At 27.7% G+C, this 25,656-nt stretch carries 26 protein-coding genes; 23 read left to right on the top strand and 3 right to left on the bottom strand.

Features of this window, described 5'->3' with window-relative positions:
* Positions 1–302 precede the first annotated feature (302 nt).
* From hflX to KQI36_RS03330, 7 genes are all read left to right on the top strand, one after another.
* On the top strand, positions 303–2,096 hold the full coding sequence (hflX, locus tag KQI36_RS03360; protein ID WP_216449602.1) for a GTPase HflX: 1,794 nt from the start codon (positions 303–305) through the stop codon (positions 2,094–2,096).
* A gap of 139 nt (positions 2,097–2,235) precedes the next feature.
* A complete protein-coding gene (locus KQI36_RS03355) occupies positions 2,236–2,883 on the top strand; it encodes a HEAT repeat domain-containing protein (RefSeq protein WP_216449601.1) in 648 nt (215 codons plus the stop codon).
* Positions 2,884–2,897: 14 nt separating this feature from the next.
* Complete coding sequence (locus tag KQI36_RS03350) at positions 2,898–3,551, top strand: YigZ family protein (RefSeq protein ID WP_216449600.1); 654 nt, start codon at positions 2,898–2,900, stop codon at positions 3,549–3,551.
* A 129-nt stretch (positions 3,552–3,680) separates the two neighbouring features.
* A complete protein-coding gene (locus KQI36_RS03345) occupies positions 3,681–4,421 on the top strand; it encodes a YebC/PmpR family DNA-binding transcriptional regulator (protein WP_010292985.1) in 741 nt (246 codons plus the stop codon).
* Between the two features lie 150 nt (positions 4,422–4,571).
* A complete protein-coding gene (locus KQI36_RS03340; RefSeq protein ID WP_216449599.1) occupies positions 4,572–5,093 on the top strand; it encodes a hypothetical protein in 522 nt (173 codons plus the stop codon).
* Positions 5,094–5,361: 268 nt separating this feature from the next.
* Complete coding sequence (locus KQI36_RS03335; RefSeq protein WP_216449598.1) at positions 5,362–5,523, top strand: hypothetical protein; 162 nt, start codon at positions 5,362–5,364, stop codon at positions 5,521–5,523.
* Positions 5,524–5,604: 81 nt separating this feature from the next.
* Positions 5,605–6,219 carry a GNAT family N-acetyltransferase gene (locus KQI36_RS03330; RefSeq protein ID WP_216449597.1) on the top strand — a complete coding sequence of 205 codons (615 nt, stop codon included), beginning with the start codon at positions 5,605–5,607 and terminating at the stop codon, positions 6,217–6,219.
* On the opposite strand, the gene KQI36_RS03325 is transcribed toward KQI36_RS03330, so the two are convergent.
* From KQI36_RS03325 to KQI36_RS03315, 3 genes are all read right to left on the bottom strand, one after another.
* A complete protein-coding gene (locus KQI36_RS03325) occupies positions 6,216–7,244 on the bottom strand; it encodes a PTS sugar transporter subunit IIC (RefSeq protein ID WP_216449596.1) in 1,029 nt (342 codons plus the stop codon). The genes KQI36_RS03330 and KQI36_RS03325 overlap by 4 nt on opposite strands.
* Before the next feature lie 596 nt (positions 7,245–7,840).
* Positions 7,841–8,701 carry a response regulator gene (locus tag KQI36_RS03320; RefSeq protein WP_216449595.1) on the bottom strand — a complete coding sequence of 287 codons (861 nt, stop codon included), beginning with the start codon at positions 8,699–8,701 and terminating at the stop codon, positions 7,841–7,843.
* Between the two features lie 2 nt (positions 8,702–8,703).
* On the bottom strand, positions 8,704–9,996 hold the full coding sequence (locus KQI36_RS03315; RefSeq protein ID WP_216449594.1) for an ATP-binding protein: 1,293 nt from the start codon (positions 9,994–9,996) through the stop codon (positions 8,704–8,706).
* Between the two features lie 223 nt (positions 9,997–10,219).
* On the opposite strand from KQI36_RS03315, the gene KQI36_RS03310 reads away from it, so the two are divergent.
* From KQI36_RS03310 to KQI36_RS03235, 16 genes are all read left to right on the top strand, one after another.
* On the top strand, positions 10,220–10,840 hold the full coding sequence (locus KQI36_RS03310; RefSeq protein WP_216449593.1) for a hypothetical protein: 621 nt from the start codon (positions 10,220–10,222) through the stop codon (positions 10,838–10,840).
* Positions 10,841–11,060: 220 nt separating this feature from the next.
* The gene (gene ruvA / locus KQI36_RS03305; protein WP_216449592.1) at positions 11,061–11,651 is read left to right on the top strand and encodes a Holliday junction branch migration protein RuvA; all 591 of its coding nucleotides are present in this window, start codon (positions 11,061–11,063) and stop codon (positions 11,649–11,651) included.
* Positions 11,652–11,710: 59 nt separating this feature from the next.
* The gene (gene ruvB, locus KQI36_RS03300) at positions 11,711–12,712 is read left to right on the top strand and encodes a Holliday junction branch migration DNA helicase RuvB (protein WP_216449591.1); all 1,002 of its coding nucleotides are present in this window, start codon (positions 11,711–11,713) and stop codon (positions 12,710–12,712) included.
* A gap of 318 nt (positions 12,713–13,030) precedes the next feature.
* Entirely contained in the window at positions 13,031–14,056 is a 1,026-nt protein-coding gene (queA, locus tag KQI36_RS03295) for a tRNA preQ1(34) S-adenosylmethionine ribosyltransferase-isomerase QueA (protein WP_216449590.1), read from the top strand.
* A gap of 62 nt (positions 14,057–14,118) precedes the next feature.
* Positions 14,119–15,246, top strand: a complete 1,128-nt coding sequence (tgt, locus tag KQI36_RS03290; RefSeq protein WP_010292967.1) for a tRNA guanosine(34) transglycosylase Tgt — start codon at positions 14,119–14,121, stop codon at positions 15,244–15,246.
* 222 nt (positions 15,247–15,468) lie between these two features.
* Positions 15,469–15,762 (top strand): preprotein translocase subunit YajC, encoded by a 294-nt coding sequence (yajC, locus tag KQI36_RS03285; protein WP_010292966.1) that lies wholly within the window; start codon positions 15,469–15,471, stop codon positions 15,760–15,762.
* Positions 15,763–15,818: 56 nt separating this feature from the next.
* Positions 15,819–16,187, top strand: coding sequence for a TIGR04086 family membrane protein (locus tag KQI36_RS03280; RefSeq protein WP_010292965.1), 369 nt, complete (start codon positions 15,819–15,821; stop codon positions 16,185–16,187).
* Positions 16,188–16,336: 149 nt separating this feature from the next.
* Positions 16,337–16,474 carry a six-cysteine ranthipeptide SCIFF gene (gene scfA / locus KQI36_RS03275; protein ID WP_010292964.1) on the top strand — a complete coding sequence of 46 codons (138 nt, stop codon included), beginning with the start codon at positions 16,337–16,339 and terminating at the stop codon, positions 16,472–16,474.
* A gap of 62 nt (positions 16,475–16,536) precedes the next feature.
* Positions 16,537–17,910: a thioether cross-link-forming SCIFF peptide maturase gene (gene scfB / locus KQI36_RS03270; protein ID WP_216449589.1), complete on the top strand. Its 1,374-nt coding sequence runs from the start codon at positions 16,537–16,539 to the stop codon at positions 17,908–17,910.
* Between the two features lie 93 nt (positions 17,911–18,003).
* Complete coding sequence (gene secD, locus KQI36_RS03265; protein ID WP_216449588.1) at positions 18,004–19,248, top strand: protein translocase subunit SecD; 1,245 nt, start codon at positions 18,004–18,006, stop codon at positions 19,246–19,248.
* A 1-nt stretch (position 19,249) separates the two neighbouring features.
* On the top strand, positions 19,250–20,119 hold the full coding sequence (gene secF / locus KQI36_RS03260) for a protein translocase subunit SecF (protein ID WP_216449587.1): 870 nt from the start codon (positions 19,250–19,252) through the stop codon (positions 20,117–20,119).
* Between the two features lie 156 nt (positions 20,120–20,275).
* Entirely contained in the window at positions 20,276–21,151 is an 876-nt protein-coding gene (locus KQI36_RS03255; protein ID WP_216449586.1) for a DHH family phosphoesterase, read from the top strand.
* A 334-nt stretch (positions 21,152–21,485) separates the two neighbouring features.
* Positions 21,486–22,004, top strand: a complete 519-nt coding sequence (locus tag KQI36_RS03250) for an adenine phosphoribosyltransferase (protein ID WP_010292954.1) — start codon at positions 21,486–21,488, stop codon at positions 22,002–22,004.
* A 352-nt stretch (positions 22,005–22,356) separates the two neighbouring features.
* Positions 22,357–24,534, top strand: a complete 2,178-nt coding sequence (locus KQI36_RS03245; RefSeq protein ID WP_010292951.1) for a RelA/SpoT family protein — start codon at positions 22,357–22,359, stop codon at positions 24,532–24,534.
* A 20-nt stretch (positions 24,535–24,554) separates the two neighbouring features.
* A complete protein-coding gene (dtd, locus tag KQI36_RS03240; protein WP_216449585.1) occupies positions 24,555–25,010 on the top strand; it encodes a D-aminoacyl-tRNA deacylase in 456 nt (151 codons plus the stop codon).
* 19 nt (positions 25,011–25,029) lie between these two features.
* Entirely contained in the window at positions 25,030–25,635 is a 606-nt protein-coding gene (locus KQI36_RS03235; protein WP_216449584.1) for an MBL fold metallo-hydrolase, read from the top strand.
* Positions 25,636–25,656 lie beyond the last annotated feature (21 nt).

The following is a 25,656-nucleotide window of genomic DNA, read 5'->3' as shown; positions in this document are numbered from 1 at the left end:
TATATTGAATTTTAAATAACAATAAATTGTATTATGAAAATGATATATTATTTATATTAACAACAATTATAAGTTTTTTCAATAAATATATAAAACAAGCTATAATCCTAGTGTTTAATAACAGAAAAAACATAGTTAGAGTTAAAATTTTAAATATAAGCTTATGAATTTAGTTAGGTATAAAATTAATTGGAATTTGGCAAGGATATAAATATTAGTAGATATTTAGCTTAAGATGCTATACTATTATTATGTGATTTTAAAAAAAGTATGCTAGTTAGCTTTTATAAGGAGGGGTTTGCATGATAGATGGAAATATAGATGGAGTAAAAAAATCCATATTAAATAAATTAGAAGTTATACAAGATTTAAAGGTACCTAAAGATACTATTGTTACTTTAGATATAGTAAATATATTAAAAGAAGTTACATTAGAAATTGAAAGGGAAGTTAGTGTTGCAATAGATAGAAAGGGGAACATAGTCTCAATAGCTGTAGGAGATAGTAGCACTGTTGACGTGCCTTTAATTGATGTTCGTGAAGGAAAACTTTCAGGTGTAAGGGTAATACATACTCATCCCAATGGTAATCCTAAACTTTCCGCATTAGATATATCAGCATTAATAAAATTAAAATTAGATGCTATGGTAGCAATAGCTGTTAGTGAAAGTGAAGAGCTTAATTATAATATCGGTTTTTGTGATGTAACTGATAATATATTAGTAGAAGAAGAAGTACATTTAAGAAATAGTGAGGAACTTTTAAATTTTAACCTTTTAGAAAAAATAAAATATATAGAAGATATTATTAAAAATAATAATGTCGTTGAAGATAATACAGAAAGAGCAGTTTTAGTAGGTACTGAAGATGAAGAAAGTTTAGAGGAATTAGAAGAGCTTGCTAAAGCTTGTGAGGTAGTGCCTGTATATTCAACGCTTCAAAAAAGAAGTAAGAACAAGATAGACCCAGCTTTTTATATAGGAAGAGGAAAGGTTGAAGAAGTAGCTTTAATTAGACAATCATTAAGGGCCAATGTTGTTATATTTGATGAAGAACTTTCGGGAGCACAGGTTAGAAATTTAGAGCAAGCATTAGGCGTTAAAGTTATTGATAGAACTACATTAATTCTTGAAATATTTGCAAGACGTGCTAAATCGAAAGAAGGAAAAATACAAGTAGAACTATCTCAACTTAAATATAGACTTTCAAGACTTGCAGGACTTGGAACCGTTCTTTCAAGAACTGGTGGAGGTATAGGTACAAGAGGACCAGGAGAGAAAAAATTAGAAACAGATAAAAGGCATATAAGAGAAAGAATATTAGATCTTTCAAAAGAACTTGACAGAATAAAACATATTAGGGTTACACAAAGAGAAAAAAGAAGTAAAGATACTGTATCTAAAATAGCCCTTGCAGGTTATACAAATGCTGGGAAATCAACACTGAGAAATAAGTTATGTGATTTATATCCTTTAAAATCTGCTACCGTTAAAGAAAAAGTTTTTGAAGCAGACATGTTATTTGCTACCTTAGACACTACTACAAGAGGAATACTTCTTCCAGATAATAGAGTAGGAACAATAACAGATACAGTTGGATTTATAAGAAAACTTCCACATGATCTAGTTGAAGCATTTAAATCTACATTAGAAGAAGTTATATATGCTGATTTAGTACTTCATGTTGTTGATAGTGCTAATAGTGATGCTGAAAAGCAAATAGAAGTTGTAGAGGAAGTTTTAAGAGAGCTTAAGGCTAATGATAAACCTACTATGTTAATCTTAAATAAAATAGATAGTGCAGATAAAGATATAATCAATAAATTAAAAGAAAAGTACGATAACTATGAGATAATAGAAGTGTCTGCAAAAGAAAATATAAATTTAGATTTGCTTTTAAATAAATGTACAAAGTTACTCCCATATAAGTTGAAAAAATTTAAAGTTTTAATTCCATATAGTGATTCAAGTACTGTTGCATATATTCATAGAAATGGAAAAGTAGATAGTGAGAGTTATGAAGCAGAAGGAACGCTGATGGAAGTTCAAGGTGATGAAGAAGTTTATAATAAGTGTAAAAAATATATAGTAGAATAATATTTTTAAAAGGTGACTTTATTCATTGTTAATGAAATTGAGTCATCTTTTAATTATGCCATTTAATTATGCCATGCTATGAAAATATAAAGTGGTATATTATAATGTATATAATGAAATGTGTACAGGTGGTGAGAAGATGAGCAAAGGATTAGTAAAATTCGATTGGAATTTTATAGAGAACTATTCTGAAGAGGAAATATCATATTTTCTTCATTTAGAAGGAAAATCTTTAGATGCCATAAGTAGAATTAGAAATATTGACAAAAGTGATGTTCAAAGACATCTTATATTGTCAAAGATGAAATATAGATATTTAAATAAGAGTGAAAATATTGAACAATTGTTTAAAAATTTAACTACAGTAGCTAAAAATGAAAGAATATATATATTAAATAGCTTAGATACAGTTAATAAAACTAAACTTATAGATTACATATTAAATAATCATTTGAATATATCATTAAAAGAAAAAGAAGTAGCAATATGGATGTTAGGAGAGCTAAAGTCTAATAAATCCGTTGACTTTCTTATAAGATGTACGGTTCATAAGTTTGTAAACATAAGAAGATTATCCGTTTCTGCACTAGGGAAAATTGGTAATGGGAAATGTGAGCCAGCGCTTGCAAGAGCATTAAAGGATGAAAATGGTCAAGTGGTTAGCTATGCCATAAAGTCATTAAAGAAAATTAATGGTATAGATTATAAGGAAAGAATAAAAGAAATATATAATTCTACAGATAAAGCATATATACAAAAGGCTTGTGAGGAATATTTAGGTATATAGAATGGAGGAATGGTATGAGTTATTTTACTATAAAAGATGAAGCAAAGGCAGAATTTGATGAGAGAAAATCAGTTTTTATAGGATATGCTAAAAGGGTAACAACAGAAGATGAAGCAAAAGAATTTGTGAGTAAAATAAAAGGTATGCATAAACAAGCTACACATAATTGTTCTGCATATATTGTAGGAGAAAATAAGAATATTCAAAGGTATAGTGATGACGGAGAGCCTCAAGGGACAGCAGGTATACCTATGTTAGAAGTTTTAAAGAAAAATGATTTAACAGATGTAGCAGTTGTTGTTACAAGATATTTTGGTGGTATACTTTTAGGAGCTGGTGGGCTTGTAAGAGCTTATTCGAAGGGCGCTGCTGAAGCCATAAAAGAAGCTGGGATTGTTGAAAAGGTTAAAGGGTTTGAGATAAGAGTTATATTAGAGTATGATTTACTAGGAAAAATACAGTATATATGTGGGACTAACAATTGGTATATAGAGGATATAATTTACACAGATAAAGTTGAATTGATAATGTACTGTGAAAGTAGTAACTATGAAGAAGTCTCTAATAGTTTTGTAGAAGCAACAAGTGGAAAAGTTATAATAAGTGAAGAAGATGAAGAATTTTACTTTAAAATGGGAAATAGGTTATATAAAGAGTGTAATATTTAACTTGATTTTGATAAGAATTTATATATTCTTGAATTTGAAAGGAATATTTCATTATGTTATAATGTTGCAGTAATATTTAAAATAAGCCATTATAGGCAGTATTTATATATTTAGTTAGGAGGAGTTCAAATGTCAGGACATTCAAAGTGGCATAACATACAAGCTAAGAAGGGGAAAGTTGATGCTAAAAGAGGAAAAATATTCACAAAAATAGGAAAAGAAATAGTTGTTGCGGTTAAAAATGGTGGACCTAGTGAAGATACAAATGCTAAATTAAGAGATGTTGTAGCAAAAGCAAAAGCTGCAAATATGCCAAATGATAACATTCAAAGAGCCATAAAAAAAGCAGCAGGAGAGTTAAATGCTGTTGATTATGAAACAATTGTTTATGAAGGATATGGTCCTGAAGGAACAGCTGTTATAGTTGAATGTTTAACAGATAACAAAAATAGAACAGCAGGAAATGTAAGATATGCATTTTCTAAACAAGGTGGAAATATGGGTTCAACAGGATGTGTAGGATTTATGTTCCAGTCTAAAGGTGAAATAGTTATAGAGAAAATTGATAGCATAGATGAAGATGAATTAATGATGTTAGCTTTAGATGCAGGAGCAGAAGATTTTGCTGCAGAAGAAGAAGTTTTTGTAGTAACAACTGCACCAGAGGATTTTGGAAAAGTAAGAGAAGCATTATCAGAAAGTGGAATTGAATTTTTAGAAGCTGGAGTGAAAATGATACCAGATACATACACTGAAATAAATGAAGAAACAGCTGTGAAGTTCCAAAAAATGCTTGATGTTTTAGAGGATGATGAAGACGTTCAAGAAGTTTACCACAATGCTGAATTCCCAGAAGGATGGGAAGGTTAATAGTTGTAATAAACTATTGGAAAATCTATCTTTCATTACAGAATAACTATTTGTAATGAAAGGTAGATTTTTTTAGTTAATAAGTTTTTTTCTAGTAAACAATATAGTGATAGATTTTTAAAATTATAATCATAAGAATGGAGTGTTTATATGCTTTATATAATAATAGTTAGCATAATAGTTATTATATTATTTATATCTTTAAGAAAAAGTATAAATAGAATTATAAGGTGGATGTTATTTTTGTTTATAATATGTATTATTGGTGGAATTGTTTTTATAAGAGGAACAAATTTTGAAAACTATGTTGAATCTTTAAATACAAATTGGAGTTTAAATCTTCCAAAGGCACAAAAGGAATTAAAAGTTTTAGACAGTGGCTCAAGTTTTTTTGGTGATGGAGAAGATATTGTTATATTACAATATTCTAAAGAAAAATTACTTGATATAAAAAAAGAGCTTAAATGGGAGGAATGTAATAAATATATTGTAGGGGATATGCAAAAATTTTATAGTAATAACAAAGAAAGTTATAAGAAAAAAAGTTTAGTACTAGATAATAATAATAAGTATTTATATTTTCATAAGTTTGAAAATGATAATTATGATTGGATTACTTTTCTTTTAGATGAAAGAGAAAATTGTATTTATGTTTTTGAAAGTCATATGTAATTTATAAAGTAAAATTTAAATATTTTAAGTATATAAATTTGAAGCGTGTTTTACAGTTGAAGATAAAAGAATAATTTAAGGTATTGTGTTTTAATAAATTAGATATATTACTGTTTTAGGTTAAATTCAAAATAATAAGACAAGGATACAAAAGATGATGATATTAGTTGCTATATTTGGAATATTTTGATAATATGTATGTAATAAAAGTGTTGTATGGTAAATTATATGAATTAAATTCATATAATTTAATTAGGGGGTGCTATTTATGTTAGATAGTTTTAGAAGAACTTCAGCTAGAGAAGCGGAATTTAGAGGAGAACCAAATGATACTAAAAAATATTTTTTAAAATCAAATGCTAAAGCAAATGCAATTATAGTAGGAGCTATTATAATTGGGATTGCCATAGGTTTTTACTTTTTATCATAATATTAAATAAATTATAAAAGCAATAACTAATAATTTATATAGTTATTGCTTTTAATTTATAAAATGGTATAGGAGTTTTTTATGAGTATAGAAGATAGAAATGGTTACTTTAAATATTTTCCTTTTTTAGAAAGTGAAAGATTTTACTTAAAAGAAGTAAATTACAGTTTAAAAGATGAATTTATTAAAATGATGTCAGATGATGAAAGTATGAAAAATTCAGGCATGGAGATTACTAATGTAGAAAAACAGTGTGATATGTATTTAAAAAAAGTTAAAAATATGTATGAAAATAAAACAGGTATAAGGTGGAGTATAATAGATAAGAAAACTGAAAAATTTTTAGGGGAGATAGGAATATATAATATAGATTTTAATTCAAATAATGCAGAAATAGGATATAGTATTTTAAAAGAATATTGGAGATGTGGAATCGCAAGTGAATGTATATTAACTGTTGAAGAGTTTTTTTTCAATAATCTCAAAATGCATAAAATTATAGCTAAAATAGATATAAAAAATACACCATCTGTAAAATTGATAGAAAAACTAAATTTTTATAGAGAGGGAGTTTTAAGAGAACATTATTTTAATAATATAGAAAAGCAATATATTAGTATAGCTATATATTCAAAAATAATTAATAAAAGACAGACAAGTAATTTAGTCTGTCTTAATTTATATTATTTATTTTAGGCTACTTCTTCAGTTCCGGTAATATTAGAAGGTTGTCTGCCTTTATTTTTAAATACAGACCCACCAAGCAATCCAGCAACAGTTCCACCAAGTATGGCAAATATTATAGCAAAGATCACATTTTTAGGATTATTAAAAGCAAATGGTGCTAATAGACCAGGAATCGGTGATGCTGTACCAGGGGCGTTGTTGATTATTCCAAATATTGCAGCTGAAAGTCCAGCAAGGCCTCCACCAAAGAAATTTGAAACATATATAGGGATTGCATTAATTGTTATTATATGAGCTTGAGTTAATGGTTCTAACATAACTGCTACAATATTGCTTTTATTTCCTAGTTTTAATTTTTTAAATATTAATCCGTTTGTAAAAGACCCTCCTACACAAGCTATAGAAGCAATACCCATTGCTAGACCTTTAAGTCCTAGCATTGCAGTAAGAGCCATTGAACTTAATGGAGATGTACAAATCATTTTCATTATTCCACCTAGCAAAAAGCCCATTAATAGTGGTGATTGTTCAGCGGCAACGGATATCATTCCACCTATACTAACTAAAGTGGAATTAACAACAGGATCAACACCTATAGCAATAAATCTTGTAAGTGGAGCAATAATTAAAGCACCTAATATTACATCTAATCCTTCAGGTAAATATTTCTCTATATAAGGAGATATAAGTCCAATAATATATCCAGCTATGAAGCCGGGTAATATACCATAGCCACCAACTGCTACACCACCAGCTACAGCAAAAACAGGGTTAGCCCCCATATTCAATGATACCAATATTACAGCAGCAACTCCACCTAAACTACCTGCGGCCGTACCTACAGTTCCCAAAAAAGTTAGTTGTAATAAGTCGCCAGTTATATATTTATGGATGGCTTCTACTAAAAAAGTAGCTACTGCTGCATTAGCAAGTCCAGACATTGCTTTTTGTCCTTTAGGCATTTTTAAACTAAATAGTGAGAATAAAACTAAGGTTAATAGTAAAAGTCCTATACCTTTAACTAGTATTAACATAAAACCCCTCCTAAAATTAAAGCTTACATGTGAAAAAATTTCAAAGTGAAATATGATAATAAAAAATGAATGTTACATGTAAAAAGCACTAACGATTTTTAAAACAAATAGGTTTCTTTTAACTTATTTATAAGTATAATAGGTAGTTACAGAAAACTACAGATAATTACAAGAAAAATATTTAAATTTTTAGAATATACTAAAAATTTAAACAATGTACATGGCTTTATAAATTAACTTAATAATAATTTAAATAAATATATAAATGTTTAATAGGTTGTTAAAAAATAAAAAAACTTAAAGATATAATTAATTAAAAAAACTTCAATAAAATGTATAAGAAAAGAAGTTATCTTCACATATACATTTCATTGAAGTTTATATTACAATATTTAAATTAAGATATTCATATAAGGTACTAAGTTGATCTTAAGAATTATACATCCTCAAACTTGAATATCCAAAATAGTGAGAAATGCTCAAAATCACTTAGAATTCAACACTGCATCTTACATAAAAATATTTTAAAGTTGCAAATTAAATTTAAAATATAAATTTTGATGCTTAATAATAAGTAGAAATAGAAATTATAAGTATTAATCTTTACTATAAAACATTAATGCATTTAAAAACTTTTTTATGTTTGTTTTTCCACCAGCAGAAATTTTCCCTCTTATAAAGTCCATTTCTTTTTTTACTTGTTCAAAATTATAAAGAGTATTAGAATATTCATTAAAACTATCATTCATATAATCTTCAAGTCCGAGATTAGCAAGGTTGACCATTCCGGCATTTGCTGCTCTACGGATTCTTTGTTCCATTGATTTTGGACTGTCAGTAAATTTTTTGCAAAGTTTGTTTAGTGTAAAATCATACACACTCTGATTAGTTTTTATTAAATATTCAACTAAAGTTAAAATATCTTTACTACCTAACTCACCCATGATACCTAATTTTTGAAGTACTGCTTGAAGTTTTAACATAAAATTATTTTCTTTAGATAATTCTTCAGTTTGAGGAGTAGAATCATTTATATTTGTTGAAATTTCTTTTATAAATAAATTTTGCATTTTATAAAATGTTCTATTTATTGATATTGATTTAGATACTTTATCTATAACATTTTCTACTTCTATAGCATTTATAGGTTTTTGAATAAAAAATTCAATACCGGCTTCATAGGCCTTACCTATAATATCTTTTGAACTTACTTGAGATAACATAATAAAGTTAATATCTAAATTTTCTTCTTTGCATTTTTGAACTAAGGATATACCATCCATTAAAGGCATCAGAAGGTCCACTATAACAATATCAGGAGTTAAGGTTTTTATATCTTCTAATCCATCTATTCCGTTAGTAGAATATCCTATAATTGTTCCTAAACTTCTACTTTCTATGATTAATTTTAATATGTTTATTATGTTTACATCATCATCTATTAAAAAAAAATTCATGGTTATGATTCCTCCAATATATTCTTTGGTATATAAATTAAAAAGGTTGTCCCTATACCTTCAAGGGAAGTAACATCAATTGAGCCTTGTAATTCATCAGTTATTATGTCTTTTACTAGGCTTAACCCTAGACCACGATTAATTTCTCCTGTTTCATAATTGATTTTAGTTGAATATCCTGGTGAAAATATATAATTTAAATTTTCACTTTTAATGCCTAATCCATCATCTTTAACTTTAAAAATATGATTTCCTTCATCTGTATAATGAATAACATTAATATAATGCTTCCTATCATCAGTAATAGATTCTATTGAATTTATAATTAAATTTCTAAGAATAGACATAAGAAAATAATGTTTGCTTGTAAAAAAATTTCTTTCTATAGAGAAAGATAAGGAGATATTCTTTTTGTAGGAAGAAATTTCTCGTATCATACTAATTTGAAGAATTTTTATGATTTCTTCAAAATAAATACCGTTATCATTAAGATTATCTTCTAGAGCTTCTTTAATTCCTCTAACAACTAAATAATATTCTTTTTTTATTTCGTGAATGTCTTTTGCAATTATTAATGAATCATTGGCCCAGGTATCACTAGATGTGTTTTTAGAAATTTTTTCGAAAAGGCCATAAGATGTAGACATTATATTTTCAATTGTATGCATATTTTTTTCCATCCAAAAAACTTCACCTTTTAATTTAGCTGTTACCCATAAAAGTTTTTTATATCTTTCAGCATGCTCTTTTTTTAAAAGGATAATACTGTAATAATCAATTGCAACAAAAACTATATACACTAAAAGAGAACGTATGATGGCAACTAAAATAATACTTTCTTGAACTTTAAAGGAAAAGATTATAGTACCAACACGAATAAATCCTTCAATAAAATTAGAAAAATAATCTATTATTATTAGATTAAGTAGAAAAAATTTATTTTTTAAATTGTAGTTAATAGTTTTTATATAAAAATTAAAAGATAATCCATAAAATATATAAAAAAATATTTCAGGTGAGTATGCTGAAATTGAATTATCAAAACTGCCAGTAGTAAGAAAATGAACGATTATTCTTAGAAAAAAAACTCCTAGTGAAGATAATAATGTGGTTAAGGCAACATTAAAACTTCCTAGAAAATATATAAATATAGGCAAAAGTATTATAGCAAATGAAATTTTAAAATTTGTTAAAAATAAATTTATATGAAATTGTGCCCCAATAGAGATAAAAAAACTAACTAGAATAGTTCTTTTTATGTTATTATTTATATCTAATATATTTAAATTTATCATATAAAAACCCTTCTTAATCATTTGAAATATTCAAATATTCGCACTATTTATTTTATCACAAAATATGAAATATCTAAACTTTCATAAACAAAATAAAAAAATAATATAAAAAAATAAATTCAAATTTAAATTTATTCAGCAATATTCATCATAATTGTATAAAAAGTATAAAAATGGATAAAAATCTTAATAAAGACTTTTATACAAAGGAGTGAATTTAAAAATGAACAAATTAAAGGAATACAAATTTCAAATTTTATCATCATTAATAATAGTTTTTGCATTGTTTTTTTGTGGATATTCATTTTATATAAATATAGCTAAGAATAAACAAGTAGATACATTAACAAAGGAAGTTAGTTCTGCGAATATAAAAGATAATACAGTGGTAGAGTTTCTTATAAAATATTCTAATTGCAATAATTTTATAAATGATGATAAAATGATGAAATTAGTAGAAAAGGATAAAGATAAAATTAAAGATTTAAAAGAGGGACAATTAGAAGAAATATATAAAGGATATGGATATAAATTAGATAAACATACCTCTAATAAAATTACCTTTATAAAAGAGATTCCAGGATATGCATATGAAAGTGGAAAATATTTTATAGGAATAAATGAGAATAAAGTTGTTATATACAATAAAAAAGAAGATAATAATTTAGTAGTTGTTGAAAATATGGTTCCAAATGTAAGAAGTGAAGATAAAAGGCCTATAACATTAGAAAATCTTAAGGATAAAGGCAATTTAATAGAAAGTTTCTATGAAGGAAAAAAAGAATATCAATTTGATGATAAAGAATCAGCATTAGAATATGCAAAAGCATTATGTAGTTCATAAAATATAAAATAATTAAGTTTAAAATGCATAGTAATTTTACTATGCATTTTTTATATACACATATAAAAATTAACTAAAATCATACATTGATGCAATTTAAAAGTGTTAAGGTTGAATTGAAAATCTGTTGATGTTAAAGTAATATAGTGAAATACTATATAAATTTAATGTTATAATTTATTAGTAAAAAATTATAGAATGTTAGGAAGGATTTATAAAAATGTATGAATATATAAAGGGTAAATTCATTTCTATAAATAAAGATTATGTAGTTGTAGAAAACAATGGAATTGGATATAAGATATTTACATCAGGAAATACAATGGCCCAGATGCCCAATACCAGTGATGAAGTAAAATTAAATATTATCCAAATCGTAAGGGATGATTTCATAGGACTTTATGGATTTTTAACAAAAGAAGAAGTTGAAATGTTTAATTTGCTACTTACAATAAATGGGGTTGGAGCAAAGGCAGCATTATCATTATTATCTATATGTACAGTTACAAATCTTAAGTATGCAATATTAAGTAGTGATGAAAAAACTATTACAAAAGCTCCTGGAATAGGAAAAAAAATAGCCCAAAGAATCATTTTAGAATTAAAAGATAAGCTAGATTTGCAAGAAGTCATGGAAACTGGAATAGATGAGACTATAATAGAAATGGATGTTATTCATAACGAGGCTTTTGGTGCTTTACTAGCTTTAGGATATTCAGAGAAAGAGGCTGAAAAAGCAGTTAAAGCTGTTGGAAAAGAAGCAAATATAGAAGATATGATTAAGAAATGTTTAAGATATTTAATGAAATAATTTAGTTTTAAAGTGGTATAAAAAAGGTTACTATATAATTTAAAGAAAGGAGTAATTATATGGAGGATAGAATTGTTACTTCTGATTTTATAGAAGAAGATGGCGATGGAGAGTACTCATTAAGGCCGCAAAGATTAAAAGAATATATAGGTCAAAATAAGGTTAAAGAAAGATTAGATATATTTCTAAAAGCAGCTAAAATGAGGGGTGAACCTTTAGATCATACTCTTTTTTATGGACCACCAGGTTTAGGAAAAACTACGCTTGCTAATATAGTTGCAAAAGAAATGGGTGGAAATTTAAAAGTTACATCTGGACCTGCTATAGAAAGGGCTGGAGATTTAGCATCTATTTTAACATCCTTATGTGATAATGATGTTTTGTTTATAGATGAGATACATCGACTGAATAGAGCTGTAGAAGAAATTTTATATCCAGCAATGGAGGATTATTCTTTAGATATAGTTATAGGAAAGGGCGCATCAGCAAAGTCTATAAGATTAGATTTACCTAAATTTACTTTGATAGGAGCTACAACTAGGGTAGGACTTTTAACAGCTCCACTTAGAGATAGATTTGGAGTGCTTTGTCCTATGGAATATTATAGTGAAAATCAATTAAAAGAAATAGTTGTTAGGTCAGCAGAGATTATGAATGTATCTATCAAAGAAGATGCTGCATTAGAAATTGCAAAAAGGTCTAGAGGTACTCCTAGGATTACAAATAGGTTATTAAAAAGAGTAAGAGACTATTCCATTGTAAAAGGAAATGGAATAATTGATTATGAAGTAGCAAATAATGCAGCAGATCTTTTAGAGATTGATAGAGAAGGATTTGATCAAATAGATAATAAAATAATAGAAGCAATAATATACAATTTTGGTGGTGGGCCAGTAGGAATAGAAACTTTAGCCTATTATATAGGAGAAGAATTAGGGTCTTTAGAAGAAGTTTATGAACCGTATTTGATAAAAAAAGGGTTTATAATAAGAACACCTCGTGGAAGGATAGCTTCAGAAAAGGCTTATAGACATTTAGGCATTCAAATGCCAGAAAAATAATATTTGAGATATAGCTTATAAAGTGGTAAAATAATAACCTTGAGAGAATTTATATTAGAGACAAAAATAAAGTTATATATAGGAATTAAAGATGGCATTTAAAATTAATACTATATAAGAGTAAAAAGTGGCTAGAAGAAGGTTATATATGAAAGTTTATTGCTAGAGCTAGCCACTTAATGTAACTTTTTTGATGGTATAAAGGTTTCGCATATGATAAGAGTAAGAATCTAAAGGTTATGTTAAAATTTTATACTATATAAATATAATTTGAATTTTTTATTTTTAATAAATTTAAAAATTAGGACGGTGTAGACAGTGAACGTAAAAGATTTTTATTTTGATTTACCAGAAGAATTAATAGCACAAGTGCCATTAGATAAAAGAGATGAATCAAGACTTATGCTAGTTGATAAAAATACAGGAGAGTTAGAACATAGAACATTTAAGGATATTATAGATTTCTTAAATGAAGGTGATTGCTTAGTTTTAAATGATACAAGGGTTATGCCAGCAAGGTTATATGGACATAAAGAAGAAACTGGTGCTAAAATGGAATTCCTTCTTTTAAGAAGATTAGAAAAAGATGTTTGGGAAACATTAGTAAAGCCAGGAAAAAGAGCTAAAGTTGGAAACAGATTTGAATTTGGGGAAGGTAAATTAAAGGCTGAAGTAATAGAAGTACTTGAAAATGGAAATAGAAAAGTTAGATTTGAATATGAAGGAATATTTGAAGAGGTACTAGATGCTTTAGGGGAAATGCCATTACCACCATACATAACAGAAAAATTAGAAGATAAGGAAAGATATCAAACTGTTTATTCTAGGGAAGTTGGATCGGCTGCAGCGCCAACGGCAGGTCTGCATTTTACAGAAGAACTTTTAGAAAAGCTTAAAGAAAAAGGTGTTAATATAGCATTTGTTACTTTACATGTTGGTCTTGGAACATTTAGACCAGTAAAAACAGAAAAGGTTGAAGAGCATGAAATGCATTCAGAGTATTATTATTTAAATAAAGAAAATGCTGATACAATAAATGCTGCAAAAGATAACGGTAAAAGAGTAATAGCAGTAGGAACAACATCCAATAGAACTTTAGAAAGCATTGCAGATGAAAGTGGAAGAGTTAAAGAACAATCAGGATATACAAGTATTTTTATATATCCAGGATATAAATTTAAAATAGTAGATGCTCTTATAACTAATTTTCATCTTCCAGAATCAACACTTATAATGTTAATAAGTGCTTTTTCAACAAGAGATATTGTTATGAATGCATATAAAGAGGCTGTACAAGAGAGATATAGGTTCTTTAGTTTTGGAGATGCAATGTTTTTACATTAGATCTTGATACATAACTATTATAAAAACATGTGTAATAAAATTACAAAAGGATGGTTGGATTTATGTACAAATTATTAAAAAAAAGTGGAAAGGTAAGAAGAGGTGAATTTACAACGCCTCATGGAGTTATACAAACTCCTGTATTTATGAATGTTGGTACACTAGCAGCTATAAAGGGTGCTGTATCATCTATGGACCTAAAAGACATAGGCTGTCAAGTAGAGTTATCAAATACATATCATTTACATTTAAGACCAACAGATACGGTTGTTAGCAAAATGGGTGGATTACATAAATTTATGAATTGGGATAGACCTATACTTACAGATTCAGGTGGATTTCAAGTTTTCTCCCTTTCTAAAATGAGGAAAATAAAGGAAGAGGGAGTTTATTTTAACTCTCATATTGATGGGAAAAAAATATTTATGGGACCGGAAGAAAGTATGCAAATACAAAGCAATTTAGCATCTACTATTGCTATGGCTTTTGATGAGTGTATACCTAATCCTTCTTCAAGAGAATATGTAGAGGCATCTGTTGCTAGAACGACAAGATGGCTTGAAAGATGTAAAGTAGAAATGGATAGATTGAATTCTTTACCAGATACCATAAACAAAGAACAAATGCTTTTTGGAATAAACCAAGGTGGAGTTTATGAAGATATAAGAATAGAACATGCTAAAACTATCACAAAGATGGATTTAGATGGATATGCTATCGGTGGATTAGCTGTAGGTGAGAGTCATGAGGATATGTATAGAATTATAGATGCAGTAGTACCTTATTTACCTCAAGATAAGCCTATATATTTAATGGGAGTTGGTACACCGGAAAATATATTAGAGGCAGTATCAAGAGGAGTAGACTTCTTTGATTGCGTTTTACCAGCAAGAAATGGAAGACATGGACACGTATTTACTAAACATGGTAAAATAAATCTTATGAATGCTAAGCATGAATTAGATGATGCACCAATAGATGAAGGATGTCAATGTCCAACATGTAAGAACTATAATAGAGCTTATATAAGGCACTTATTTAAAGCTAAAGAAATGTTAGCTATGAGGCTTTGTGTATTACATAATTTGTATTTTTATAATAAGCTTATGGAAGATATAAGAAATGCAATAGATGGAGATTATTTTGAAGAATTTAAAGCAGAAAAATTAAAAGCGTGGGGCTCAAAATAATAGGTTTTACTATTTATATATTATGGTTATAATATAAAAGATAGGTAAATATTTTAAAAAAGTTCATTAATTTTAAAAAACATATAACTTTTTATAAAGAAATATGTTAAAATGCTCCATGTATCATTTTACGATAAGTACTATGAGATGAAATTTAATTAAAATTAAATTAAAAAATTTAACATGATTATAAGTAATCGTGTAAATCAAGGAGGAATAAGGATGCAAGCTATTTTATTTAACATTGTACCTATAGTATTAATGTTAGGGTTATTTTATGTTATGATTTTCTTGCCAGAGAAAAAAAGAAAGAAAAAGTATCAGGATATGTTAGGTGATTTAAGCCTTAATGACGAAATAATGACAAAAGGTGGAATCATGGGAAGAGTGGTTAATATCCAAGAAGAATTTATAATATTAGAGAGTGGTCCGGATAGAGCAAGGATAAAACTAGCTAAAAACGGAATTAGTTATGTTATAAAATCAAAAGAGGAAAAAGACACTAAAGCAGAATAAAACAATGAATAAAAGCCCCCTAATTGTAATATATTACAATATAGGGGGGGATTATAATGGGTAAAAAAATAAAGTATTCCTGTGTTGGACATGGTGTACTTAGAGCATTTATATTAACAATGTTTGCATTAATAGTATACTCATTGCTTATAAGTGTCATATCAGTGGGTCCGAAAGTAAATTCTATATTTTATATAATACTAACCTTAATAAGTATTATATATGGAACTATATGCGCTACTATTAAAGCCGGAAGTAATGGTTGGCTTATGGGAATTTTAGTTGGATTATTTTATATTGTAGCATTATTTATAGTTTCAATATTATGTGGTAAAGAATTTGCATTTGGAGTAAAGGAAATTACAAGAGTGATTATGGCTACCTTAGTAGGTGCATTATCAGGAATGATTACAGTGAATCTATAAAATTAAAATTAATTATAGATATAACATAGGTGTAATTAATAAATATGAAAAAAATTTTAAAAACTTGATATATACTATTGTACAATAACAGGTTTTGAAATTATAATATATATATTATTAAAAACACCTAAAGGATGGAGGAATTTACAATGAAACACATTAAAACAGTTAACAAATCAAACATAAAAGAAAGCTTAAAGAAGCCAGGATGCAAAGAGTGTGCAAACTCTTGTCAATCAGCATGTAAAACTTCATGCACAGTAGCTAACTTAGCTTGTGAAAACTAATTAATAGTAAAAAGAGGCAGTAACTATATAGTTGCTGCTTTGTGTTTAGTAGGAGGAATAAAATGGCGTTAATTCATAAATTTAAACAAGATAATGATTACTATGTAATAGATGTAAACTCAGGAGCGGTTCACGTAGTTGACGAATTGGTTTATGATCTTTTAGATGAAAACAAATTAAGAAGTAAAGAAGAATTAGTTGAAGATTTTAAAAATAAATATTCTGTAGAAAGTATAGAAGAAGTTTATAGCGAATTAAAAGAATTAGTAAGTGAAGGAATGTTATATTCATTAGATTTATATGAAAATATAGCAAAAAAAAGTGGACAAGCGCAATCATATGTTAAAGCAATGTGTCTAAACATAATTCATGATTGTAACTTAAGATGTAAATATTGTTTTGCAGATGAAGGTGAATATCATGGATGTAGAAAAGCGATGTCTCCAGAAGTAGGCAAAAAAGCAATAGATTTTGTAATCCAAAGTTCAGGACCAAGAAAAAATATAGAGGTAGATTTATTTGGTGGAGAACCATTAATGGCATTTGAACAAATTAAGGAAATTGTAGATTATGCAAAAGAACAAGAAAAAATTCATAATAAAAATATAAGATTTACAATGACAACAAATGCAACACTTTTAAATGAAGAAAATATGAAGTATCTAGATGAAAACATGGGTAACCTAGTTTTAAGTATAGATGGTAGAAAAGAAGTCAATGATAAAGTAAGAGTTAGAGTAGATGGTTCAGGCTGTTATGAGAGCATTTTACCTAAAATAAAATCTATGGTAGATATGAGAGATAAATCTAAATCTTACTATGCAAGAGGAACATTTACAAGAGAAAATACAGATTTCTTTGAAGATGTAAAACATATGGCAGATTTAGGTTTTGATGAAATTTCTATAGAACCTGTTGTACTTCCAGATAAACATGAACTTTCTTTAAGAAAAGAAGATTTACCAACAATATTTGAACAATATGATAAATTATATGAAGAAATGTTAAAAAGACATAAAGAAGGAAAAGAATTTAGATTCTATCATTTTAATATAGATCTTCAGGGTGGTCCTTGTGTATATAAAAGGATATCTGGATGTGGAGCAGGACATGAGTACATAGCAGTAACTCCAGATGGAGATATTTATCCTTGTCATCAATTTGTAGGAAACGAAGATTATTTAATAGGAAATATATATGATGGAATAAAGAAAAATGAAATAGTTCAAGAATTTAAAGAGGCTCATATATATAACAAACCAACTTGTAAAAAATGTTGGGCTAGATTTTATTGTAGCGGTGGATGTCAAGCAAATAACTTCAATTTTAATGGTGATATGCATATACCATATGAAATTGGTTGTGAAATGCAGAAAAAGAGAGTTGAGTGTGCTATAGCATTAAAGACTAAAATTATGGAAATGGAAGAAAAGTAATCCAAAATTGTGATTGACTATGAATTTTGGAAGATATATAATAAATAACATTGGAAAAAACATAAATTTACTAATGTAAGAAAGGGGATAGACATGAAGAGAGGTAAAAGTGTGTCCTTATTTATTGGCGCTGTGGTAATTATAGCCTTGCTAGCATATATTGGATACTTTGGTGCAGAAGCCTTTGGATATAGATTCAAATCTTTTGGACAGTCCATAAATAAAGGTCTTGATCTTCAAGGTGGTTCATCTATACTTATGGAGATAAAATCTGATAAAGTAGATAAAGACACTATTAATAGAACTATTGAATTAATTTCTATGAGGGTAAATAAATTAGGAGTCAGTGAAACTTCAGTAACTCGTGAAGGGGAAAAAAGAATAAGAATTGAAATTCCAGGTCAATTTGACACAAAATCTGTACTTGATACTGTTGGAAAAACAGGTGATTTAAAGTTTACAGACTCTGAAAAAAATATAATTCTTTCAGGAAAAGATGTGAAAAATGCAGTTGCTCAATATGACAATGAAGGAAAAGCTGTAGTTGGATTAGAATTTAATGATGAAGGAACTAAAAAATTTGCAGATGCTACAACTAAAAATGTAGGTAAACAAATTGCAATATCAATGGATGATGAGGTTCTAACTAATCCTCAAGTAAATCAAGCGATAACTGACGGAAAAGCAGTTATAACCGGCATGAAGTCTTTAGAAGATGCTACAAGAATAGCTAATATAATTAAATCTGGCGCGCTTCCAGTACCTGTTCAAACTCTTTCTGTTAAAACAGTAGGACCAACTATTGGTATGGAAGCTGTAGGATTGAGCAAGAAAGCAGCTGTAGTTGGCATAGCTTTTGTTATGATATTTATGTCTTTATACTATAAGCGTCCTGGGATTATATGTTCATTAGCCATTGTATTATATGTATGTCTGTTATTATATGCTTTTGCTATCTTTGAAGTAACATTAACTCTTTCAGGTATTGCAGGATTTTTATTAACAGTAGGTATGGCTGTTGATGCTAATGTACTTATATTTGAGAGAATAAGAGAAGAATTAAGAACTGGAAAATCAGTAAAATCATCAGTTGAATCTGGATTTAGTAAAGCTTTAGCAACTATACTAGACTCAAATATAACAACTATAATAGCTGCTGTTTCTTTATATATAATAGGAACTGGTTCAGTTAAAGGATTTGGGTTAACGCTTGTAATTGGTATAGTAATAAGTATATTTACTGCTTTAACTGTTACAAAGTTCTTAATAAATATGGCGGTAAATATTGGTATTCTTAATAAACCATCCCACTTTGGTGTTAAAAAGGGGGTAAATTAAAATGAAATTTATAGAAAAAACTAAAATTTGGTTTACTATATCCCTTATACTGATAATCGTAGGAATGGGTACAGTAGCATTTAGAGGGTTAAATTATGGTATAGATTTTACAGGTGGTACAATTATAGATATAGCTTTAAATGATAAATTCGAGAAGAATAAAGCTGATGAAATATTAGAAAAATATGCAAAAAATAAATATGCTACTAAAGTTGTGGATAATGGAAAAGAACTTGAAATAATAGTTCAAGACGGTGTACTTACAGATGAAACAACTGATAATTTAATTGAAGATATGAAAAAAGAATTTTCATTAGATGATTCAGCAATTTTAAACAAAGAAAATCTAGGTGGAACTATTGGTAGAGAACTAAAAGTGAAAGCATTTATAGCTGCTATAGTTGCAAATGTGGCTATGCTTATATATATTGGGTTTAGATTTGAATTTAATTTTGCAGCAGCAGCAATAATTGCAGTAGTACATGATGTATTAATAACTGTAGGAGTTTATGCAGTTTTAGGAATACCTGTTAATACACCATTTATAGCGGCAATACTTACTATTATAGGATATTCTATAAATGATACAATAGTTATATTTGATAGAATTAGAGAGAATTCAAAGAAAATGAGAAAAGTAGAAATCTCTGAGATTGCAAATATAAGTATAAATCAAACCTTATCTAGATCTATAAATACTGCACTTACAACATTATTTACTATAACTGCAGTGTATGTATTTGTTCCAAGCATAAGAGAATTTTCATTACCATTAATAATTGGTATAGCTATGGGAGCGTATTCATCAATATTTATAGCTAGTCCAATTTGGGTTATCTTAAAAAATAGAAAAAAAGCAGCAAAAATATAACATAAATTGCAAAAAAATATAATATATATTATGGGGGATAGGTTTTTTGTGAAAAAAAAGGCATATCTCCTGCTTTTTTTTACAAAAATATTTGTAATGTTATAGATTTTAAATTATAATATTAGTTGTTTTCTATTGTTTTGGAGGAGCATGTTTATGGATGAACACTACGTTAAAAATACCTATAATTCTCTATTGCTAAAAGGTATGAAGAGTGCTCTTAAAAGAATAATAAAAGCGATAAATGAGAGAGAAAAAATAGTAATTTATGGTTATTATGATTTTGATAGTATTACTGCAATTTCGCTTTTAATATTAGTATTAAGATACTTAAATGCTGATGTGGAGTATTTTCAACCTAATGAAATTAGAGAAGATAGAAATTTAAAAGATAATGATATACAAAATTACATAAAGTACTTAGGTGCAGATCTGATAATAACTGTAGGTTCTACTGTAAGCTCAGAAAAAGAAATTCAACTATGCAGGGACCTGGATATAGATATTATTGTTACAGATTATCATAAAGATTGTAAGTGCTATGATGAAGTTGTTGTTATAAATCCTAATAAAGAGGGATGCAACTATCCATTTAAGAATCTTTCAGCATCTGGAGTAGCTTACAAGTTAGTACAAACTGTATCAGAATATTATAAAATGACTTGTATAAATAAGTACATAGATCTTGTTATGTTAGGGACTATATCTAAAGGAGTGCCTGTTATTGGTGAGAACTGTTTTATAGTGGATGAAGGATTAAAACAATTAGAATGTAGTAATAATTATGGTATAAGAGCTTTAATTGATGATAATAATGTAGATGACATAGAAGAATTTATACATAATAATTTGACGATGGATATATTTCAAAGGACTAACGCTATGGGAAGAATAGATAATGCAAGAATAGCTATAGAATTATTTACTACTAATGAAAAACATAGAGCAAAACAGATATCTAAATATCTGTATAATGAAATAAAAAAAAGTAAAAAGCAGAATTTTAATAGTAAATCAAAAATCTTTGTATAATTTATACAAAGGTGTAATTAAAATGTTTATATATCCTGAAAGTTGAGGCTTTTTCACTATATTAATTAAAAAATGAGAGTTTGTATAATGTTTTATATGTTCTGTTATTAAGTAATATTTAAATGAATAAAATATCATATTTTATATATACTAAATGTATAATTTTGGTGATGGTTAATTATAGTTTAAATATACAGTTTAATATATAAATACAGGACATAATAACATTTTGTTTTGATGTATTGCATTTAGCAAGGTATATTTGTGGTTTTTAGGATTTTGAGATAATTTAAATTCTAAGAATATGATAAATTATAAAAAGGGGGAAACGACAATGAATTTAAAAGAAAAAATAAGAGTTATAGATAATTTTCCTAAAGAAGGAATTAGTTTTAAAGATGTTACGACTTTACTTGGAGATGGAGAGGCTTTAAAGTTCACCATAGACAAAATTGTAGAACATTTAAAAGATAAAAATGTGGATTTGATAGTTGGCCCAGAAGCTCGTGGTTTTTTATTTGGAGTGCCTGTTGCTTATGCACTAGGAGTTGGATTTATTCCATGTAGAAAGCCAGGTAAGTTACCATATGAAACATATAACACTAAATATGGACTAGAATACGGTAGTGATACATTAGAAATTCATAAAGATGCTATAAAAAAAGGTCAAAGAGTAGCTATAGTAGATGATTTATTAGCAACAGGTGGAACTGTTTCTGCAGTGGCAAGTCTTGTTGAAAAGATGGGTGGAGAAGTAGTTTCTTTAGATTTTGTAATTGAACTTACAGAACTAAATGGAAAAGAAAAGATAAAAGACTATGATGTAATGTCTTTAGTACAATATAACCTTTAATCTTAAAATGGTATTTATAAAAATTAACAGCTTAATTGCAGGGTTTCAAGTAAGCTTTAAAAACTATTTATTTTAAAACTTAAATATTTAAAGGAATTATACAATCTCATAAGTATCAAAACTCAACACTGAATTTTGAATGAAAATATTTTTAAGTTCTTGAATAAATTTAATTTCAAGTTTGTATCCCTACATTAATAATAAAGATGATATTATAAATAAAAGCTGACATTATTTCTATAAAATGTTTAAAGCAAATTGCATTAATAAAATTGTTATTATATAATAATATCATTGATAAAAATAGTGGCTGGTTACTTAACCAGCCTTTAGTTTTAGGAGTGTAATCTAGATGCTAGAAAAGTTATTGGATAAAATAAATAAAAATTGTACAAATGTTGATATAGAAGAAGTTCGTAAAGCTTTTGAATTATCTTTTGAAGCACATAAAGAGCAAAAGAGAGAATCCGGTGAGCCTTATATAATTCATCCGTTAGAGGTAGCCTGTATATTGGCAGAATTAGGTCTAGATACATCAACTATAGTAGCTGGACTTCTACATGACGTTATAGAAGATACAGATTATACATATGAAGATATATGCCAAATGTTTAGTGTTGAGGTAGCTGATTTAGTACAAGGGGTTTCTAAATTAGGTAAAATTAAATATAAAACTAAGGAAGAGCAACAAGCTGATAATGTAAGAAAAATGCTTCTTGCTATGGCAAAAGATATAAGAGTTATACTTATAAAACTTGCGGATAGGTTACATAATCTACGCACTTTAAAATTTAAAAAAGAAGCTAAACAAAAAGAAAAAGCAAAAGAAACATTAGATATTTATGCTCCATTAGCACATAGACTAGGGATATCTAAAATAAAATGGGAACTAGAGGATTTATCTTTAAGATATTTACATGAGAAAGAATATTATGAACTTGTAAAAGAAATAAGCCAAAAGAGGGCAGAACGAGAAGTTCAAATAGAGAATATAATTAAAAATTTACAAGATAATTTAGATAAAGTTGGAATTAAATCTGAAATAGAAGGTAGGCCAAAACACTTTTATTCTATATACAGGAAAATGGTTAAGAAAAATAAAACAATAGATCAAATTTTTGATTTAACTGCAGTTAGGGTGCTTGTAGATGATATAGGCGATTGTTATGCTGCTTTAGGTATAGTTCATACTATTTATAAGCCTATACCAGGACGATTTAAAGATTATATAGCTATGCCTAAACCTAATATGTATCAATCTATACATACTACAGTTATAGGACCTTTTGGAAAACCTGTTGAAATTCAAATTAGGACTTATGAAATGCATAGGATAGCAGAATATGGTATTGCTGCTCACTGGAAATATAAAGAAGGCATATCAAATAATAATGACTCTTTAGAATCAAGACTTTCATGGCTTAGAGAAATGTTAGAATGGCAAGGAGAAACTTCAGATGCAGAAGAATTTATGGAAGGTTTTAAAATAGATTTATTTTCAGATGAAGTTTTTGTTTTTACTCCTAAAGGTGATGTAATAAGTCTTCCATATGAGTCTACACCTATAGATTTTGCTTATAGTATACATACAGATATAGGACATAAGTGTACTGGGGCAAAAGTTAATGGCAAGATTGTACCGCTAACATATCATTTAAAAACTGGAGAAATTGTTGATGTTATAACTTCTTCCAATTCTAAAGGGCCTAGAATGGATTGGATAAACATAGCTAAAAGTAATAGGGCTAAAAGTAAAATCAAATCATGGCTTAAACGTGCTAAAAGAGATGAAAGTATTGAAAAGGGAAAAGAACTTTTAGAAAAAGAATGTAAAAAACATGGATTTACATTAAATGAAATTTTAAAAGCTTCTGCCCTAGAAAAAATTTTAAAAAGATATAATTTAAAATGCTTAGATGATTTATATGCAGCGATAGGTGTAAATGAAATCATACCTACTAATATCGTTAATAAACTTAAAGAGTCTTTAAATGAGAGTCAGATTCAAAGCAAAGATGATGAAATAAAATCCATTGAAAATAAAAACACTATAAAAATTAGAGCAAATAATAAAGGGGTTTCACATATTCAAGTTAAAGGGGAAGGAAACTTGTTAGTAAGGTTTGCTAAGTGCTGTAACCCAGTGCCGGGGGATGAAATAATAGGATATATAACTAAAGGAAGTGGAGTTTCAGTACATAGAAAGGATTGTAAAAATCTCATAGCTTTGGAAAACAAAGAAAAGGAAAGAATTGTAGATGTAAGTTGGGAAGATGAAAAGAATTTTGGTGAGTATTTGACAAAAATTCAAATTAAGGCTGATGATAAAGTTGGAGTACTTACAAATATAATTCAAATTATAAATGATAGCAGTGTAAATATTATATCAATAAATGCAAAAACAACAAAGGCTAGAGAAAGTATTATAAATGTTAAAATATCTATAGCCACTGTAGAGCAATTAACTAAAATACAAAAGAAGATACGATCATTAAATGGTGTATATGACGTTTATAGAATAAAAAATTAAATTAGATAGGGTGGATAAAAATGAGAGCTATAGTTCAAAAAGTAAAAAATTCTAGAGTTGAAGTTGAAGATAAAATCATAGGGAAAATAGAAAAAGGATTAAATGTTCTTATTGGGATAAGTAAAGAGGATACAGAAGCAGATATAGATTATATAGTAAGAAAAGTTTTAGGAATGAGAATATTTGAAGATGAAAATGATAAAATGAATTTTTCTGTAGAAGATATAGGTGGAAGTATACTTTTAATTTCTCAGTTTACGTTATATGGCGATTGTAGAAAAGGGAAAAGGCCTGATTTTATGAAGGCACAAGGTGGAGAAAAAGCAAAAGAGTTGTATGATAAACTAGTTTTAGAGTTTAAAAATAAACTAGGTGAAAATAAAATTGAAACTGGTGAATTTGGAGCAGATATGCAGGTTTATATACAAAATGATGGACCTGTAACATTACTATTGGAAAGTAAAAAAGACTTTTAGTTATAGGTGGGTGTTAATTATGGTAATAAAAAGAGTTGTTGCAGGAATATATGGAGCAAATTGCTATATAATCATGGATGAAGAAACTAAAGAAGCAGTTGTTTTAGATCCTGGTGGAGATGTAGATGATATAGAAAAAGAAATTGGTAAATTAGGCGCAAATGTGAAGTATATTCTTCTAACACATGGTCACGTAGATCATGTAGGTGGAGTAGATGGATTGTTCAAACTTGTAGGTGGAGAAATAGGAATAAGTGAAAAAGATTATAAGTTTATGAAAAAAGGTACTTATATCTATGGAGATGTTTTCTTTAATGGTGTAAATATGTACTTAAAACAAAATGATAAAATCAAGTTGAAAAACTTTGAGATAGAATGTATAGAAACACCTGGACATACGCCAGGAGGGCTTACATTTAAAATAGGAAATAATGTGTTCACAGGTGATACATTATTTACAGGTTCTGTAGGTAGAACGGATTTAGAGGGTGGAGATACAGAAGCCCTTATGAACTCTATCAAAAATAAACTTATGATACTAGATGATGATACTGTTGTATTCCCAGGTCATGGTCCAAGAACTACAATGGAAAGAGAGAAAGCAACTAATCCATTTTTGAGATAGAATTTTAGAAAAAGGACTTGA

It is taken from the genome of Clostridium senegalense, from assembly GCF_018916625.1.
GTDB lineage: Bacteria > Bacillota > Clostridia > Clostridiales > Clostridiaceae > Clostridium_J > Clostridium_J senegalense.
The sequence above is the reverse complement of the archived record's forward strand: the minus strand, read 5'-3'. Positions and strand labels throughout refer to the sequence as shown.